This is a genomic window from Burkholderia sp. IDO3, from assembly GCF_003366075.1.
Lineage (GTDB): Bacteria > Pseudomonadota > Gammaproteobacteria > Burkholderiales > Burkholderiaceae > Burkholderia > Burkholderia anthina.
This window is the reverse complement of record NZ_CP028962.1, coordinates 542010-557719: the sequence shown is the minus strand read 5'-3', so window position 1 is coordinate 557719 and position 15710 is coordinate 542010. Positions and strand designations below refer to the sequence as shown.

Below are 15710 nucleotides of genomic sequence, written 5' to 3'. Positions count from 1 at the left end.
TGCCGCCGTGGTCACGCGGTGAGTTTGACGGGATCGTGTCGATCGGCGAGCCACGCGTCGATGCGTGGGGCATCGGCGTGCGTGCGCGTCGGGGTTTCCGTGGTTGCGGGCATCGCAGCGAGCGCGTGTCGCGCGCGTTCGAGTGCCTCCGCGAAACCGCGCAACTCGCGGGTCGCCGGCCGGTCGTCAAGATGCCGGCGCGCGAGTGCCGCTTCGATACGTACGTCGATCAACGCGCGCTGCGCGTCGATGAAATCGACGCACAGCATGCGGCACTGCGCGGAGATCGATGCGGCCGCGAGCAGCACCGGCACGATCGACATCGTCAGGTAGCCGCCGGGCGCAAGCCGCGACAATGCCGCGCGTACTTGCGGGCCGCCGTCGATCAGCGATGCGAACACCGCGTCGCGCCACACCGCGCGCTCGAACACGAGCGCATCGCGAAACGTGTCGAGCGCCGCGCGATCCGCGACCTGCCCCGCCGTGACCAGCGGTATCGCCGGCGTCGCATCGGCCGAAGCCGTGCCGCCGTCCGCGCCGACGATGCAGTTCGCGCCGAGCCAGGCCGTCTCGTCGCGCCGCCCGGCGAGCACGCGCGATTGCAACCGGTCAGGCAGCATCGGATCGAGCGGCACCGCGCCGCAGATCGACGGCTTGCTCGCATGCACGCTGCAACGGCCGTCGTCGGCCAGCGCGGGGCACCGGCCGAGCGACGGATAGTCGTAGCCTTGCAGCGTCAATGCGATCCATTCGTCGCCCGTGCCGTGCGTGCGGTGGAACAACCGGTTCGCGAGCGCATCGCAGGCGGCGACGTCATCCGCATCGAACGCGTGCTCGCGTCCGCCCGTGTGCGATCGTTCGCCGGCCCGCCGCTTTGGCACGCGATGGATCGTCAGTGCCCCGACGAAACGGTGACGATGCCGGAACAGCTCGCGCAGCGACAGCGTCGGCGCGCTGTTGCAACAGCGTCCGCACGCATTGCACGCGAGGCGGTAGTCGGCTACCACGGCCGCCGCACCGAGTCCTGGTAGCGCGTCAGGATGAAATGCGCGACGTCGTCCGAGTGATACGCGGCGACGAGCTGCGCGACCCACGGCTTCGCGCGATCGGCATCGCGCACGGTCAGCACGTTCGCATACGGCGAGCGGGCGTCCTCGAGGTTGATGCTGTCGCGCGCCGGTTGAAGGCCCATGCGCGTGGCGTCGTCGCTGTCGATCGCGACGAACGCGGCCGAATCGAGCGCCGCATGAAGCCGGTCTCGGCGCAGCGCGACGAATTTCAGCGCGAGCCGGTTGCCGGTCACGTCGCGCAGCGTCGCATGCAGGCCGGCCTGTTCGCGCAGCGTCACCAGCGTGTCGTTCTGCAGCAGCACGAGCGCGCGCGCCATCCCGCGCGGATCGGCGGGAAGCGCGACCGTCGCGCCGGGCTGCAGTTCGTTCAGGTTCTTCAGCTTGCGCGAATAAAGCGCCATCGGCAATGTGACGGTCGGCGCGACGGCGGTCAGCGCATAGCCTTTCGCCGCGCGCGTGGCGCTCAGGCGCTGGGCATCCTCGAAGCTCGCCGCGTCGATGCTGCCGCCGGCAAGCGCGGTATCGATGCGCGATGCGTCGTCGAATGCGATGACGTCGACGGCCAGGCCGCGCGCGGCGGCGACGCGTTTCACCTCGTCGAGGATTGCCGCATGCACGCCGCGCGTCACGCCGACGCGCACCGCGGGCGCGGCGGCCGCTGCGGATTCAGCGGCCACGGCCCACGCCGGACGCATGACGCCGCACGCAACGATCAACCCTGCGGCAACGATCCGCCCCGCGCGCTTCATGACGCATCCCTCAGAATCGTGCGGAATCCGATGTGCGATGCACCGAGATCGGCTTCCTGCTGTTCGCGCGACGATGCGCGATAGCGCACGCAGTAGTCGCGCGAGCACAGGAACGAACCGCCCTTGATCACCATCGGCGTATCGTGCCGGCGCGTCGGCGGGGCGACGGCTGCCGTGTCGCCGTTCGTATGCGACTGGTGCGGCCCCGTGTAGGCATCCTTCGTCCATTCCCATGCGTTGCCGATCATGTCGTAGAGACGAAAGCCGTTCGCCGCGTAGCAGCCGACCGGCGCCAGCCCCGCATGACCGTCCTCGGCCGTGTCGAGCACCGGAAACGCGCCCTGCCAATAGTTCGCGGCCGGCTTGCCGTTCGCGTCGCGCGGCGCCGCATCGAGCGACGCGTCGTCGCGGCCGGCCTTGCCCGCGTATTCCCATTCGGCTTCGGTCGGCAGGTCGCGGCCGAGCCAGTGTGCGTACGCGAGCGCATCGCGCTGCGTGACGAGCGTGACGGGCAGGTTGCCGAGCCCGTCGACGGTGCTGCCGGGGCCGCGCGGCGTGCGCCACGACGCGCCCTTCACCCACGTCCACCATGCGAGGTCGCGTGCATTCAGCTCGTCGCGCGTCGGCACATGGAACACCGCCGCGCCGCCCTGCTGCTCGGCTTCGGTCACGTAGCCGGTCGCCTGCACGAATGCGGCGAACTGCGCGATCGTCACGTCGGTCTGGTCGATCCAGAAGCCGCCGACGCGCGTCTTGCCGTCACCGACCGGACGCTCGTCCGCATAGCCGCGCGTGCTGCCGAACACGAACGCGCCGCCGCTCAGGTGCACCATCCCGGCTTCGGGATCGTCGCGCCACTTTGCCGGCAACCCCGAATAGCGCTCGCACTGCCGCTCCGAGCCCAGCGGGACGAGCGCGCGGCCGCGATTCGCGTCATCGAACGCACCGCCCGCCGCCCCCGGCGGATTCGCATAACCGACCGCGAACGCGGCGGCGAACAGCGTGGCCGCGAGCGCCGCGCCTAGCGTCCAGAACCGGAACCGCATCGCGTCGTCCTCAGTAGTAGCCGCGCGGACGCAGCGGCTCGACACCGCCGACGTTGCTCATGTAGGTCTTCCACTGGTCGACCAGCGTGCTGACCACCGACGGATTTTGCGCCGACACGTCGGTCGTCTCGCCACGATCCGCCGCGAGGTCGTAAAGCTGCCAGTGACCGTCGAGCGGGCCGAGCGGCGGCTCGGTCCACAATGCCTTCCAGCGGCCGTCGGCGCTGCGCAGATACGCGCGGCCATACGCTTCGTCGCCGAACGGCGTCGTATGCACTTCGCCGCTGGCCGAGCCGGTAAGCACCGGCAGCAGCGACTGGCCCGTCACCGGATACACGTAGCGGTTGTTGTAGACCACCTTGCCCTTGTTCTGGTCGACGCCCGTCAGCGTGTTCACCAGCGGCGGCGCCGGCTGCGACGGCGGCGCGACGCCCGCGACCGCGAGGAACGTCGCCGTGTTGTCCGTCACGTGCGTGAACGCGCGCAGCGTCGGCAACGCTTGCGTCTGGCCCGGCAGGTGAACGATCGTCGGCGTCGACACGCCGCCTTCGGCCGAATAGCCCTTCGTGAGGCGGAACGGCGTCGCGCTCACCTCGGCCCAGCGCAGCCCGTATTGCAGCCGCTGCGCGTTCTGCTTGCCGTTGTCGGTGCCGAGCGCGGAATAGGTCGGCTCCTGTGCGTTCGCGGTGTCGGTCGCCGTCGGATCCGCGCCCGAGTCGATCGGCCAGCCCTCCGCGCCGTTGTCCGACTGGAACATGATGAACGTGTTGTCGTATTCGCCGATGTCCTTCAGATGCTGGATCAGCAGGCCGATGTTGTAGTCGAGGTTCTCGACCATCCCCGCGTAGATCTCCATGTAGCGCGCCTGCGCCTTGCGCTCGGCCGGGCTCAGGCTCGACCACAGCTTGTCGACCTTGCCGATGCCGTAGTCGCTGTAGCCGTCAGCGGCCGAATGCACGGCGCTGATGTACTTCGCGCCGGCGGTGCCGTCGTTCGCCGTCGCCGGCGACGCCGCCGTCGTTTCGGGCAGGCCGTCGAACGGCTTGAAGTCGGCGGGAATCAGGCCGAGCGCCTTCTGCCGCGCGATCCGTGCGTTGCGGATCGCGTCGTAGCCGGCGTCGTACACGCCCGCGTATTTGTGCAGCCACGGGTCGGGCACCTGCAGCGGCCAGTGTGGCGACGTGTATGCCGCGTAGGCGAAGAACGGCTTGCCGTCCTGCTTGTTCGCATCGATGTACGAGATCAGCTTCTGCGTGTAGAAATCCGTCGAATAGAACACGGCCGGGCTGCCGCCCGTACCGCCCGGCTGTCCGGGCTGGCCTGGCTGCACGTAGCGCCCGTCTTCCGTGTAGTTCGACGAGCCGGCCGGCTCGTGCGCGAAGTGGTTCGTCGCCGCGCCGCCGAGCAGCACGTAGCTGTGCTCGAAGCCCCATTGGTCCGGCGTCTGCCCGCTGCCCGTCGCGCTGCCGACGATCCCCGAGCCGATGTGCCACTTGCCCGCGATATACGTGTGATAGCCGGCGTCCTTCAGCAGTTGTGCGAACGACAGCGCGCGGTCGTTCAGGTAGCCCTCGTAGCCCGGCAGCCCGCGCCGCTCGTCGGTCGGCACACCCATCGTGCCTTCGCCGACCAGGTGGTGATCGGTGCCGGAAATCAGCATCGCGCGGGTGATCGCGCACACCGTGCCGGTGTGGTGGTTCGACAGGATGCGGCCCGATGCGACGAGCGCGTCCAGGTTCGGCGTGTTGATCTCGCCGCCGAACGCATGGATGTCGGAGTAGCCGAGATCGTCGGCCATGATGTACAGGATGTTCGGGCGTTTGGCCTCGGGCGTCGCGCTGGCCTGCGGCGGCGGATCGCTGTCGACGCCGCCGCACGATGCCAGCGACAGCGCACCGGCGACCGCGGCGCACACTACACGGAAACGGAAGGCAAGCAAGGGCGAAGCGGACTTTTTCATTGTTGTGGATCGCTCGATCTACGGGATCGGCGATCTTAGCGTCGCCCGCGCGGCGCCCAAAGTCGGATTCGTCACATGCTAACGGGATGCGGGAATATGCACGCGGGTCCGATGGCGTCCATCCGCACCGGGCCGCACCCATTTCGAGATGAATGACGGAATCCGCGACGCATCATCCCGTCGCACGCCGCGACGAAAACGAGCAACCGGATCGCGCTCGAAACGCACGTCGCACACACGGCGGGCGGAAGCATCCCGATCACCCAATGCACCCTGGAGACCCGATGTCAAAGATCACCGACGTACTGAAAGTGCTGTCGAAGTGCGAACCCTACCGCCCCGCAAAAGGCGTGTCGATGGAACGGGCACGCAAAGCGGCGCGACTTCTGCTCGCGGGAGGCGGCGTCTGCTTCGTGCTGCTCGGCGCATTGGCGCTCTGGCACAAGGCGGCCCCGGCACCGTTGCAGCAGCACGTCGCCATCGTGTTCTACGTACTGACGGTCTTGTTCAGCCTGCTCTCCCTCATCGTCGAACCCGTCGCCGGCATCGTCCAGATGTTTCGCTGGAAATCGGAAACGCTGAACACCATCACGCGCGAGGTGGAGACCGACGAGAAGCATGCGCTGCTGCTGGCCGGCTACGACGACAGCACGCTCGAGTATGCGCGGCACGTCCTGCAACTCAAGGTGAAGCGCCTCGACGCGCGCGCCGTGTCGTTCTTCGGCGGCGGAACGGCCGCCTATGCGCTGCTTGCCGTGACGCTCTCGAACATCAAGGACGCCGGTGGCTTGCCGTGGTTGCAGAGTACGCTGACAAGCGGATTCGTTTCCGGAAATTTCCTGAATACCGCCATCGTATGGGGCATTGCATTGGTCTTCGGGCTATCCGTCGGCTCGATGGCGTTGAAGGTGGTCCAGTCGCGCTACGTCTATCAGGTCGAACTGATCGAGCTCGTGCTGCTGCATCGAACGATGGCGAAGGCGGCCAAGCATGCTTGACCTAGTCGGCACGGCGGGCCGTGCGCAACCGCGCAGCTGGCGTGCTCATCCGGCACGCCGCGCGGCCAGCGGCATCGCCCGCCGCGAGGCAATCCGCAACCCGAGCACGCCGCCGGCGAGCAGCGCCACGGCGACCAGCAGCAGCGCGAGATCGTACGAATGCGTGACGTCCTTGATGTGTCCCATCACCGGCGGCAGCGCAAGCCCCGCGATGTTCGCGACCGCGTTGATCAGCGCGATCGACGCGGCGGCCGTGAGGCCCGACACGTATTCGGTCGTCACGGCCCAGAACACCGGCGTCGCGGCCCAGTTGAACCCGACCGCGAACACGAGCAATGCATACGCAACGGGCAGCGCGGGCGTATAGATCGCACCGATGAGCAGCGCACCGGCCAGCAGCATCGGCACGCCGAGATGCAGCGCACGCTCGCCGCCGAGATCCGAATGCCGGCCGTTCAGATACATCGCGATGCACGCGAACAGGAACGGCAATGCGGACAGGCTGCCGACCGCGAAGCTCGATTGCCCCGACAGGCTCTTCACCAGCAGCGGCAGGAACAGCGTGAGGCCTATCGTGCCGAAGGCCTGTAACAGCCAGAACGCCGCCAGCGCCCATACCTTGCCGTCGCCGAACGCCCGCCGCAATGCGGCGCCGTGCGACAGATGCTCGTGCGGCGCACCGGCGCGCAGCGTGGCTTCGAGCCATGCGCGCTCGTCGGCCGGCAGCCAGCGGGCATGCGCGGGCGTATCGGGCAGCTTCCGCCATACGACGATCCCGAGCAGCAACGCCGGCACGCCTTCGAGCAGGAACAGCCAGCGCCAGCCTTCGACGCCGAGCACGCCGTTCAGGTTCAGCAACGCACCGGACAGCGGCAACCCGATCACCGACGCGAGCGTCGCGCCGATGTAGAAGAACGACATCGCCCGTGCGCGATCGCTTTGCGGATACCACGCGGACAGGTAATAGATGATGCCCGGCGTGAACCCCGCTTCGGCCGCGCCCAGCAGCAGGCGCATCGCATAGAGCTGGCCCGGCGTATGCACCGCGCTCATCCCGGCCGCGACGATACCCCACGTGACCATGATGCGTGCGATCCAGCGGCGTGCGCCGACACGCGCGAGGAACAGATTGCTCGGTACTTCGAAGATGATGTACGTGACGTAGAACAGCCCCGCGCCGAGGCCATACATCTGTGCGCTGAGGCCGAGATCCGCGTTCATCTGCAGCGCCGCGACCGAGATGTTCGAGCGGTCGATGTACGCGACGAGGTACAGCAGCATCAGGAACGGAATGAGGCGCAGGTTCAGGCGCCGCATCGTCGCGGCGTGCAACTGCGGAGCGGCAGCATGCATCGGCTTGTCTCCTGGATCGTCTCGCGGGACGGGCGGATGCCGCGCACGATCGCGGCATCGTCGCGCCGCGTGAAGCGCGGCGTCATGCGAAGCAGTCTAGGAGTCGCGTGAAATGCGCGTCAATTATCGGGATGCAGTCTCGATATGTGAGAAATGCCGGCGAGTGAGTACCCCATCACGAGATGCTGCCCGGCAGCCGCAAGCGCCATCCCCAGCCATGCGAGCGAACCGGCGAGCCCCGCGGATCACCACGACGGCATAAGGCGAATACGTGGCCATTTTTCAGTCCGTGTCCGGGCGCCGAACCGGGGACCAGTCGACGGAATCTGCCTCCGCGAATTTGAGCCGTTCGCGCAATTCCGGATGCACGCCCGCCTGCATCAGCAGTGCAATGCCGCCTAAACGCCGCGCGTCCTCATCGGTAATCGAGCAACCGTCGTTCGGTTCTGCGTGCGGCGGAATCGTGATGCCGACACCTGCATTCAATTCGCGATCCAGGACAGCCTGAACGTCCTTGCGAAACACAGTGCACAACGTAACCTGTTCGGTTTCTTCATCGTAAAACACGATGGTTGCACGTCTCGGTTTGCTCATGTCACATTCCTCTACAAGTCTGGAATTTCTCGAATGCCCGTTGCTTGCACAGTGCGTAGGTCCGAGGGTCTCGATACATCGAACCAATAGCTGCACACATTTCCATGTCGATTTCGTAACGTTCGAAACACTGTTCCTCTTGAAACGGGCCGACAGCCGCCATGCTCAAAGCATCGTTCAATGCCGAATCATCGAGAAAAAACGGGGCAGCGTCACCGAGCGGCCTGACGTCAACGAATCCGGGTGCGATGTCAGCGACATCACCGCCTGCGCCCCCTACGATGTATTCCAGATAGCTTATCAACTCCTCGGCGGATACATCACTTGGCCGCGCCCAATCCGGGAGCGGCTTGTCTACCGGAAGCGATGCCACCGGCGCGACACTGGGGAGCCGATGTGCCCGAGGGAAAGGTGGCGTCGATGGCCGACCACCAGCAGTGCCGCTCCCTGTCGCTTGACGCTCAATCGCAACGGCGACTTTCCCGTCCTCGATGGCGGATCTGAGCACATCGAGCGGTGCACCACGGAATGCGTCCAGGCCCAACTGCCGTAAGTACGTCATCGCGTTCGTTGTCAGGCCCGCGTACGTCGGCCAGTGCAGCATCAACTCGGCGACCGCAGCGCGCTGACTGACCGGCAACGTCGCACTTCCCGCGCGTGTCAGCGTCGCGCGCTTTCCTGAACCCAACTCGATTGCAATTGAACTCATTCGACTCCCCGGCGTTACCGTCGGGCGAATCTACTTTTCGAAGCGCGATGCAACAAGCGCCCGGTTTTCATGAAGCAGAACAAAACCGGCACCCGGCGGGACTGAAAGCACGCAGGGTTTCCCTGGAACAGGCCGGAGAAGCGCTACAGGCCGCGTGTGTGCACGAACGGGCGGACGCATTCCGCGCGAATGTACAAAAGCACACCCGCGCGTCAGAACCTTTAAATTGTGTTACCTGCCCGACGTGGCCTGTGCCACCCGCTCAATACCGCATCACGAGATACAACCCTGCGGCCGCAAGCGCCATCCCCGGCCACGCGAGCGCGCCGATCGTCTCGCCGAGCACGACGAGCGCGATCAACGCGGTAGCCGGCGGAATCAGGAAAAACAACGCCGACACGCGCGACGCCTCGCCGTATCGCACCATCGCGAGCAGCAGCGAAATCGCGATCAGCGAGTTGCAGATCACGAGATACGCGAGCGACCCGGCGAGGCCCGCGGTCCAGTGCACGTGCATCGGTTCGAGTGCGAACGCGAGCGGCGCGGTCACGGCGAGGCCGACGGTGTACTGCACGAGGTTCGCGGTGACGGGATGAACATCGGTGCCGAAGCGTTTTTCCCACAGCGTGCCGCCGGTGATCGATGCGAGCGCAAGCAAGGCGAACACCAGCGCCCACGACGACGACACCGCGACCGACGAGCGCGCGAGGATGACGATCACGGCGCCCGCCGCGCCGAGTGCGAGCCCGACCCAGCGCAGCACGCCGACCCGCTCGCCGGCAATCATCGGCGCGAGCAGCCCGACGAGAATCGGCTGCTGCGACGTGACGAGCGCGACGGCCCCGGCCGACATGCCGAGCTTCAGGCTCAGATACGTGAACGAAAAATAACCGGCCTGCAGCAGCAAGCCGACGACGACGAGATTGCGCCATTCGCCGCGCGTGCGCGGCAATGCGGGACGCAGCCACAGGAACGGCCCGACGAGCAGCGCGACGACGCACGCATAGCGCAGCGCGAGGAAGGTGAGCGGATCGGCATCGCGCAATCCCAGCTTCAGGAACACGAAGCCGCTCGCCCACAGCAGCAGGAACAGTGCGGGGGCGATGCGCAGCCAGCGGGGTTGTCGCCGCGTAGCCATCGGCGGATCGATCGTCGTCATGCGCGCTCGCCCTGCATGACCGGATGATCGTGCGTGCCGCTCGCGGCGCGGCTGCGTGCACACGGGCGCATCATCGAAGGATCGGGCGGGATACGACGTGCGTCGCGGTCGTCACGATGCCGGCGACGATCACGATCCGCAGTGTCCTGCTCATCACGGCATGCCCCCGAATAGGAATTGTGCGGTGATCATACGCCGCGTCGACCGATCCTGCGTCATCGCTACGGCGCGCGCGCGACGCGCCGCGGCACGCGCTCGCCGTCAGCGTCGTCCGATGCCAGCATGCGCGGAATCTCGTCGACGAACGCATCGATGACGACGCGCACCTTCGACGGCAGATGACGCGACGCCGGCCGCACGACGAACACTTCCGCGCCGGACGTGCTGTCGCTGTCCATCACGAGCGCGAGACGGCCGTCGCGCATATACGGCGCCATCAACCAGCACGGCAGCCACGCGAGGCCCGCGCCGGCTGCCGCCGCGTCGGCGATCGCCTGCAAGTCGTCGAACCGCAGGCGGCCGGCCGGACGATGGTCGTGCACCGCGCCGTCCGCGCCGATGATCCGCCACGGCGTCGGCTGCCCGCCGCGCGAATACGCGATGCCGACATGCGACGCGAGTGCGTCGAGCCCCGACGGCCGGCCATGACGATCGAGATACGCGCGCGATGCGCAGATGCCCATGCGCTGTACGCCGAGCTTTCGGCCGACCAGCGCGCTGGTGTCGGCCAGCGCGCCGATCCGCACTGCGACGTCGAAGCCGTCGTTGACGAGATCGGCGACGCGATCGCTGAACGACACGTCGACTTCAAGCCGCGGATAACGCTCGACGAGACGCCGCACGACGGGCGCCACGCATTGCCGGCCGAACAGCACGGGCACGCTGATCCGCACGCGCCCGGTCGGCTCGCGCCGGCCCGCGTCGAGCGCGGCCTCCGTCTCGCCGAGTTCGGCCAGCAGCCGCCGGCACTGCTCGTAATAGACGAGCCCTTCGTCGGTCAGGCCGAGCCGGCGCGTCGTGCGCTGCAGGAGCCGCGCGCCGAGACGCTGTTCGAGTCGCGCGATGATCTTCGCGACGGCCGAACGCGTCATGCCGAGGCGCAGCGCCGCCGCCGCGAAGCTGCCCGACTCCACGACGTCGACAAATTCGGCGACGCCTCTCAACCGCTCGTCCATGGAATTCCGCTCCGGTGAGGTGACAGGTTTGTGTCCACACTGGCGACAATCGTTGGCCGAATTCTCGCCAATGCGTCCCCTCGCGCAACACTATGATAGTCCGGTCTATCTCGAAAAAGGAGTCGACATGCATGCATGGCAAGTCAAACCGGGCGACGGCGTTGCCGGGCTCCGGCGCATCGACGCGACGCTTCGTCCGGTCGGCCCGACCGACGTCGTCGTGAAGATCCACGCGGCCGCGCTGAACTATCGCGACCTGATGTTCGCGCGCGGCGACTATCTCGGCATCGGCACCGATGCGCTGATACCGGTCGCCGACGGCGCCGGGGAAGTCGTCGAAACCGGCCGCGACGTGACGCGGTTCAAACCGGGCGATCGCGTGATCAACACCTATTTCCCGCACTGGATCGACGGGCCGCCCACGCAGCAGAAAGTCTCGGGGTCGCCCGGCTCGCATTTCGACGGCGTGCTCGCCGAACGCTTCGTCTCCGACGAAACCGCGCTGGTCGCGATTCCCGCGCATCTCGACTACGAAGAAGCCGCGACGCTGTCGTGCGCGGGCATCACCGCGTGGAATGCGCTGTTCGTCGACGGCGGCCTGGGACCGGGCGCAACCGTCGTGCTGCTCGGCACGGGCGGCGTATCGATCGTTGCGCTGCAGCTCGCCCATGCGGCCGGACTGCGCACGATCGTGACCTCGTCTAGCGATGCAAAGCTCGAACGCGCCCGCGCACTGGGTGCGGACGCAACGATCAACTATCGCGCAGCTCCCGAATGGCAACATGAAGTGCTGCGGCTCACCGGCGGCGCGGGCGCGGATCTCGTCGTCGAAGTCGGCGGACGCGATACGCTGCCGCGCTCGATCGCCGCGACGAAGATCGGCGGCATCGTGTCGATCATCGGCGGCCTCAGCAGCTTCGGCGGCCCGGCGCTCGATCTGCTGTCGCTGATCGGCGGCGTCCGGCAACTGCACGGCTTCATGGTCGGCAGCCGCGCGATGCTCGACGACGTCGTGCGGCTGGTCGACGCGCAGCGGATCAAGCCGGTGGTCGATCGCGTGTTCGGCTTCGACGAAGCGCCGCAGGCCTACGCGTACCTGCAGTCGGGGCAGCATTTCGGGAAAGTCGTGATTCGCGTCGCCTCGTAACGAAAGAAGGCGGCTCGGGCCGCCTTCTCTCCCTCCGCCGTTCAACCGCCCCGCCTCGTTCCCCCGTCCATAGCGCATTCGCGCAAATGCTTTTCCGAATCCGTTATTGGATCGCGCCGCCGCGCGTTTTTATACTCGTCAGCACTCTCTGATGAAGAGTGCCAACCAATTTCGACGCAACAGAACAGGACGGAAAGATGAGCCTACGCCCCTTGCACGACCGGGTCATCGTGAAACGACTCGACCAGGAAACCACCACCGCCTCGGGCATCGTGATCCCCGACAGCGCCGCTGAAAAACCCGACCAGGGCGAAGTGATCGCCGTCGGCCCCGGCCGCAAGGACGCGGACGGCCAGCGCATCGTGCCCGACCTGCAGGTCGGCGAACGCGTGCTGTTCGGCAAGTACGCGGGTCAGGCCGTCAAGGTCGACGGCACCGAATTCCTGGTGCTGCGCGAAGAAGACATCGTCGCGGTCGTCAATCAATAACGGAGTGCAATCATGGCAGCGAAGGAAATCATTTTCAGCGACGTCGCCCGTGCGAAGCTGACCGAAGGCGTCAACATTCTCGCGAACGCGGTGAAGGTCACGCTCGGGCCGAAGGGCCGCAACGTCGTGCTCGAACGCAGCTTCGGCGCCCCCGTCGTCACGAAGGACGGCGTGTCGGTCGCGAAGGAAATCGAACTCGCGGACAAGTTGCAGAACATCGGCGCGCAACTCGTGAAGGAAGTCGCGTCGCGCACCAGCGATGCCGCCGGCGACGGCACGACGACGGCCACCGTGCTTGCGCAGGCGATCGTGCGCGAAGGCCAGAAATACGTCGCGGCCGGGCTCAATCCGCTCGACCTGAAGCGCGGGATCGACAAGGCGGTTGCAGCGGCCGTCGACGCGCTGAAAAAGATCAGCAAGCCGACCACCACCAGCAAGGAAATCGCGCAGGTCGCGACGATCTCCGCGAACGGCGAGGAATCGATCGGCCAGCGCATCGCCGAAGCGATCGACCGCGTCGGCAAGGAAGGCGTGATCACCGTCGAGGACGGCAAATCGCTCGCCGACGAACTCGACGTCGTCGAAGGATTGCAGTTCGATCGCGGCTATCTGTCGCCGTACTTCATCAACAATCCCGACAAGCAGATCGCCGAGCTCGAGAACCCGTACATCCTGCTGCACGACAAGAAGGTCTCGAACATCCGCGACCTGCTGCCGGTGCTCGAACAGGTCGCGAAGTCGGGCCGTCCGCTGCTGATCATCGCGGAAGACGTCGAAGGCGAAGCGCTCGCGACGCTGGTCGTGAACAACATTCGCGGCATCCTGAAGACGGTCGCGGTCAAGGCGCCGGGCTTCGGCGATCGCCGCAAGGCGCTGCTCGAGGACATCGCGATCCTGACCGGCGGGCAAGTCGTCGCCGAGGAAACGGGCCTCACGCTCGAGAAGGCGACGCTCGCCGAACTCGGCCAGGCGAAGCGCATCGAAGTGGGCAAGGAAAACACGACGGTGATCGACGGCGCGGGCGACGCGAAGAACATCGAGGCGCGCGTGAAGCAGATTCGCGTGCAGATCGAAGAGGCGACGTCCGACTACGACCGCGAAAAGCTGCAGGAACGCGTCGCGAAACTCGCGGGCGGCGTCGCGGTCATCAAGGTTGGCGGTGCGACCGAGATCGAAGTCAAGGAGAAGAAGGATCGCGTCGACGACGCGCTGCATGCGACGCGCGCGGCCGTCGAGGAAGGCATCGTGCCGGGCGGCGGCGTCGCGCTGATCCGCGTGCGGCAGGCGATCCGCGAGCTGAAGGGCACGAACGCCGATCAGGACGCGGGCATCAAGATCGTGCTGCGCGCGCTCGAGGAACCGCTGCGCCAGATCGTCGCGAACGCGGGCGAGGAATCGAGCGTGGTCGTCGCGAAGGTCGCGGAAGGCACGGGCAACTTCGGCTACAACGCGCAGACCGGCGAATACGGCGATCTCGTCGAATCGGGTGTGCTCGATCCGACCAAGGTCACGCGCACGGCGCTGCAGAACGCGGCGTCGGTGGCCGGGCTGCTGCTGACGACCGATGCGACCGTGTTCGAAGCGCCGAAGGATGCGGCACCGGCCGCCGCGCCGGGCGGCCCGGGCGCGGGCGGGCCGGGGTTCGATTTCTGACGGCCGGGCCGCGCACCGGCCCGGCTGCGCGGCACCGCTTTCCACGCCGTACCGCCACGCGTGACGACGATTGTCGTCACGCGTTTTTTTTCCTCTTCGCCGATTCCGCAATCCGCGACCAGAAAGCGCAACATCGTTCAATCTCCGCCGCCGCCGATCCGTTACTTTTTGATCGCGGCCAGGCATCGCCGAGCAAGCCGGTGCCGCACGAAGGGCGTGCCCCCTTCGTCGTCGCCGGTGCGGGCGCCCGCCGCCGTTCATCGCCGACGTCATCGTGCCCAACCCACTCGCTGGAGAAATCGCATGTCATATCGTTCGTCACCCGCGCTCGTGATCGGCGCCTTCGCCGCGGCGCTCGCCGCCCCGGCCGGCGCGCAGCAATTCACCGACGCGCAGAAGAAAATCCAGGCCGAGCACACCGCGCTCGTCAAGGCCGGCAAGGTCGAACCGTGCTTCGGCACGGCCCTGAAAGGACAAAACGACTGCTACGCCGGTGCCGGCACGACCTGCGCCGGCACCAGCACCACCGACTACCAGGGCAATGCGTTCAAGCTGGTGCCGAAAGGCACCTGCACGGCGATGTCCACGCCGAACGGCCCGGGCAGCCTGAAGCCGAAGGCCTGACGCGACGCGATGCGGCCCGGCGTGCGTCGCGCCGGCCGCGTCGCCCGACAGGCTCGATCCCTCTTCGTCCACATTCTGGAGCCGCGCCGTGCACGAACCGTTCGTTGCCGCCCCCGCCGGCGCGCTGTGCCGCCGCGGCGGCGTCGGCCTGAAAGCCGAGCACTACCGGACCGTCGTCGACACGCGGCCCGACGTCGGCTTCTTCGAAGTACACGCCGAGAACTATATGGGCGACGGCGGCCCGCCGCACCGCTACCTGAGCGCGGTGCGCGAGCGCTATCCGCTGACGCTGCACGGCGTCGGCCTGTCGATCGGCGGTGCGCGGCCGCTCGACCGCGCGCATCTGCGGCGCCTGCGCGCGCTGCTCGCGCGCTATGCGCCGGCGCTGTTCTCCGAACATCTCGCGTGGTCGAGCCACGACGCGGGCTTTCTCGACGACCTGCTGCCCGTGCCCTACACGACGCAGGCGCTGCAGCGCGTCGTCGCGCATGTCGACGACGTGCAGCACACGCTCGGCCGGCAGATGCTGCTGGAAAACCCGTCCACCTATCTCGGGTTCGCCGAAAGCACCTACGACGAGCCCGACTTCATCGCGGAAATCGTGCGGCGCACCGGCTGCGCGCTGCTGCTCGACGTCAACAACGTGCTGGTGTCGTCGGTCAACCTGGGGCGGGACCCGCTCGCGTATCTCGACGCGTACCCGCTCGCGCACGTCCGGCAGATCCATCTCGCCGGCCACGCGCGCGAAGCCGACGAACGCGGCCGTCCGCTGCTGATCGACACGCACGACCGCGCGGTCGCCGAGCCGGTCTGGGCGCTGTACGCACGCGCGATCGACCGCATCGGCCCAGTGCCGACGCTGATCGAGTGGGATGCGCACGTGCCCGACTGGGCGACGCTGCAGGCACAGGCCGACCGCGCCGACCGGGTCATGCACGCGTACGCAGCAGCAGCCCGTGCCGCGGCGCTCACCGCCTGACCCGCC

15 protein-coding genes are annotated in these 15710 nt (G+C 67.2%); 6 read left to right on the top strand and 9 right to left on the bottom strand.

Annotated elements, in window-relative coordinates; all coding sequences use genetic code 11:
* Window positions 1-11: 11 nt before the first annotated feature.
* From DCN14_RS02720 to DCN14_RS02705, 4 genes are read right to left on the bottom strand one after another with little or no spacing between them, the layout of a single operon-like run.
* Window positions 12-1007: a YkgJ family cysteine cluster protein gene (locus tag DCN14_RS02720; protein ID WP_096500324.1), complete on the bottom strand. Its 996-nt coding sequence runs from the start codon at window positions 1005-1007 to the stop codon at window positions 12-14.
* On the bottom strand, window positions 1001-1819 hold the full coding sequence (locus DCN14_RS02715) for a MetQ/NlpA family lipoprotein (RefSeq protein ID WP_096500326.1): 819 nt from the start codon (window positions 1817-1819) through the stop codon (window positions 1001-1003). Before DCN14_RS02715 ends, DCN14_RS02720 begins: the two co-directional genes overlap by 7 nt.
* On the bottom strand, window positions 1816-2865 hold the full coding sequence (locus DCN14_RS02710) for a formylglycine-generating enzyme family protein (protein ID WP_096500328.1): 1050 nt from the start codon (window positions 2863-2865) through the stop codon (window positions 1816-1818). The genes DCN14_RS02715 and DCN14_RS02710 overlap by 4 nt, the downstream gene beginning before the upstream one ends.
* 10 nt (window positions 2866-2875) lie before the next feature.
* Window positions 2876-4825, bottom strand: coding sequence for an arylsulfatase (locus DCN14_RS02705; protein ID WP_096500330.1), 1950 nt, complete (start codon window positions 4823-4825; stop codon window positions 2876-2878).
* A gap of 284 nt (window positions 4826-5109) precedes the next feature.
* Between DCN14_RS02705 and DCN14_RS02700 the strand changes: the two genes are divergently transcribed.
* The gene (locus DCN14_RS02700; RefSeq protein ID WP_096500332.1) at window positions 5110-5823 is read left to right on the top strand and encodes a hypothetical protein; all 714 of its coding nucleotides are present in this window, start codon (window positions 5110-5112) and stop codon (window positions 5821-5823) included.
* Window positions 5824-5868: 45 nt separating this feature from the next.
* Here DCN14_RS02700 and DCN14_RS02695 read toward each other — a convergent pair whose 3' ends face one another.
* The 5 genes from DCN14_RS02695 to DCN14_RS02675 form a co-directional block, all read right to left on the bottom strand.
* Window positions 5869-7176 (bottom strand): MFS transporter, encoded by a 1308-nt coding sequence (locus DCN14_RS02695; protein ID WP_096500333.1) that lies wholly within the window; start codon window positions 7174-7176, stop codon window positions 5869-5871.
* A 282-nt stretch (window positions 7177-7458) separates the two neighbouring features.
* Complete coding sequence (locus DCN14_RS02690; RefSeq protein WP_096500335.1) at window positions 7459-7770, bottom strand: hypothetical protein; 312 nt, start codon at window positions 7768-7770, stop codon at window positions 7459-7461.
* A gap of 1 nt (window position 7771) precedes the next feature.
* Window positions 7772-8479 carry a hypothetical protein gene (locus DCN14_RS02685; protein ID WP_096500337.1) on the bottom strand — a complete coding sequence of 236 codons (708 nt, stop codon included), beginning with the start codon at window positions 8477-8479 and terminating at the stop codon, window positions 7772-7774.
* Between the two features lie 262 nt (window positions 8480-8741).
* Window positions 8742-9638 carry a DMT family transporter gene (locus tag DCN14_RS02680; RefSeq protein WP_172441869.1) on the bottom strand — a complete coding sequence of 299 codons (897 nt, stop codon included), beginning with the start codon at window positions 9636-9638 and terminating at the stop codon, window positions 8742-8744.
* Between the two features lie 221 nt (window positions 9639-9859).
* A complete protein-coding gene (locus tag DCN14_RS02675; protein WP_096500339.1) occupies window positions 9860-10813 on the bottom strand; it encodes a LysR substrate-binding domain-containing protein in 954 nt (317 codons plus the stop codon).
* Between the two features lie 127 nt (window positions 10814-10940).
* On the opposite strand from DCN14_RS02675, the gene DCN14_RS02670 reads away from it, so the two are divergent.
* From DCN14_RS02670 to DCN14_RS02650, 5 genes are all read left to right on the top strand, one after another.
* Window positions 10941-11960, top strand: a complete 1020-nt coding sequence (locus tag DCN14_RS02670) for an NAD(P)-dependent alcohol dehydrogenase (protein ID WP_096500341.1) — start codon at window positions 10941-10943, stop codon at window positions 11958-11960.
* A gap of 197 nt (window positions 11961-12157) precedes the next feature.
* Complete coding sequence (groES, locus tag DCN14_RS02665) at window positions 12158-12448, top strand: co-chaperone GroES (RefSeq protein ID WP_096500343.1); 291 nt, start codon at window positions 12158-12160, stop codon at window positions 12446-12448.
* A 12-nt stretch (window positions 12449-12460) separates the two neighbouring features.
* Window positions 12461-14101 carry a chaperonin GroEL gene (gene groL / locus DCN14_RS02660; RefSeq protein ID WP_096500345.1) on the top strand — a complete coding sequence of 547 codons (1641 nt, stop codon included), beginning with the start codon at window positions 12461-12463 and terminating at the stop codon, window positions 14099-14101.
* Window positions 14102-14404: 303 nt separating this feature from the next.
* On the top strand, window positions 14405-14725 hold the full coding sequence (locus tag DCN14_RS02655) for a DUF2282 domain-containing protein (RefSeq protein WP_096500347.1): 321 nt from the start codon (window positions 14405-14407) through the stop codon (window positions 14723-14725).
* 148 nt (window positions 14726-14873) lie between these two features.
* Window positions 14874-15704 carry a DUF692 domain-containing protein gene (locus tag DCN14_RS02650; protein WP_240327283.1) on the top strand — a complete coding sequence of 277 codons (831 nt, stop codon included), beginning with the start codon at window positions 14874-14876 and terminating at the stop codon, window positions 15702-15704.
* Window positions 15705-15710 lie beyond the last annotated feature (6 nt).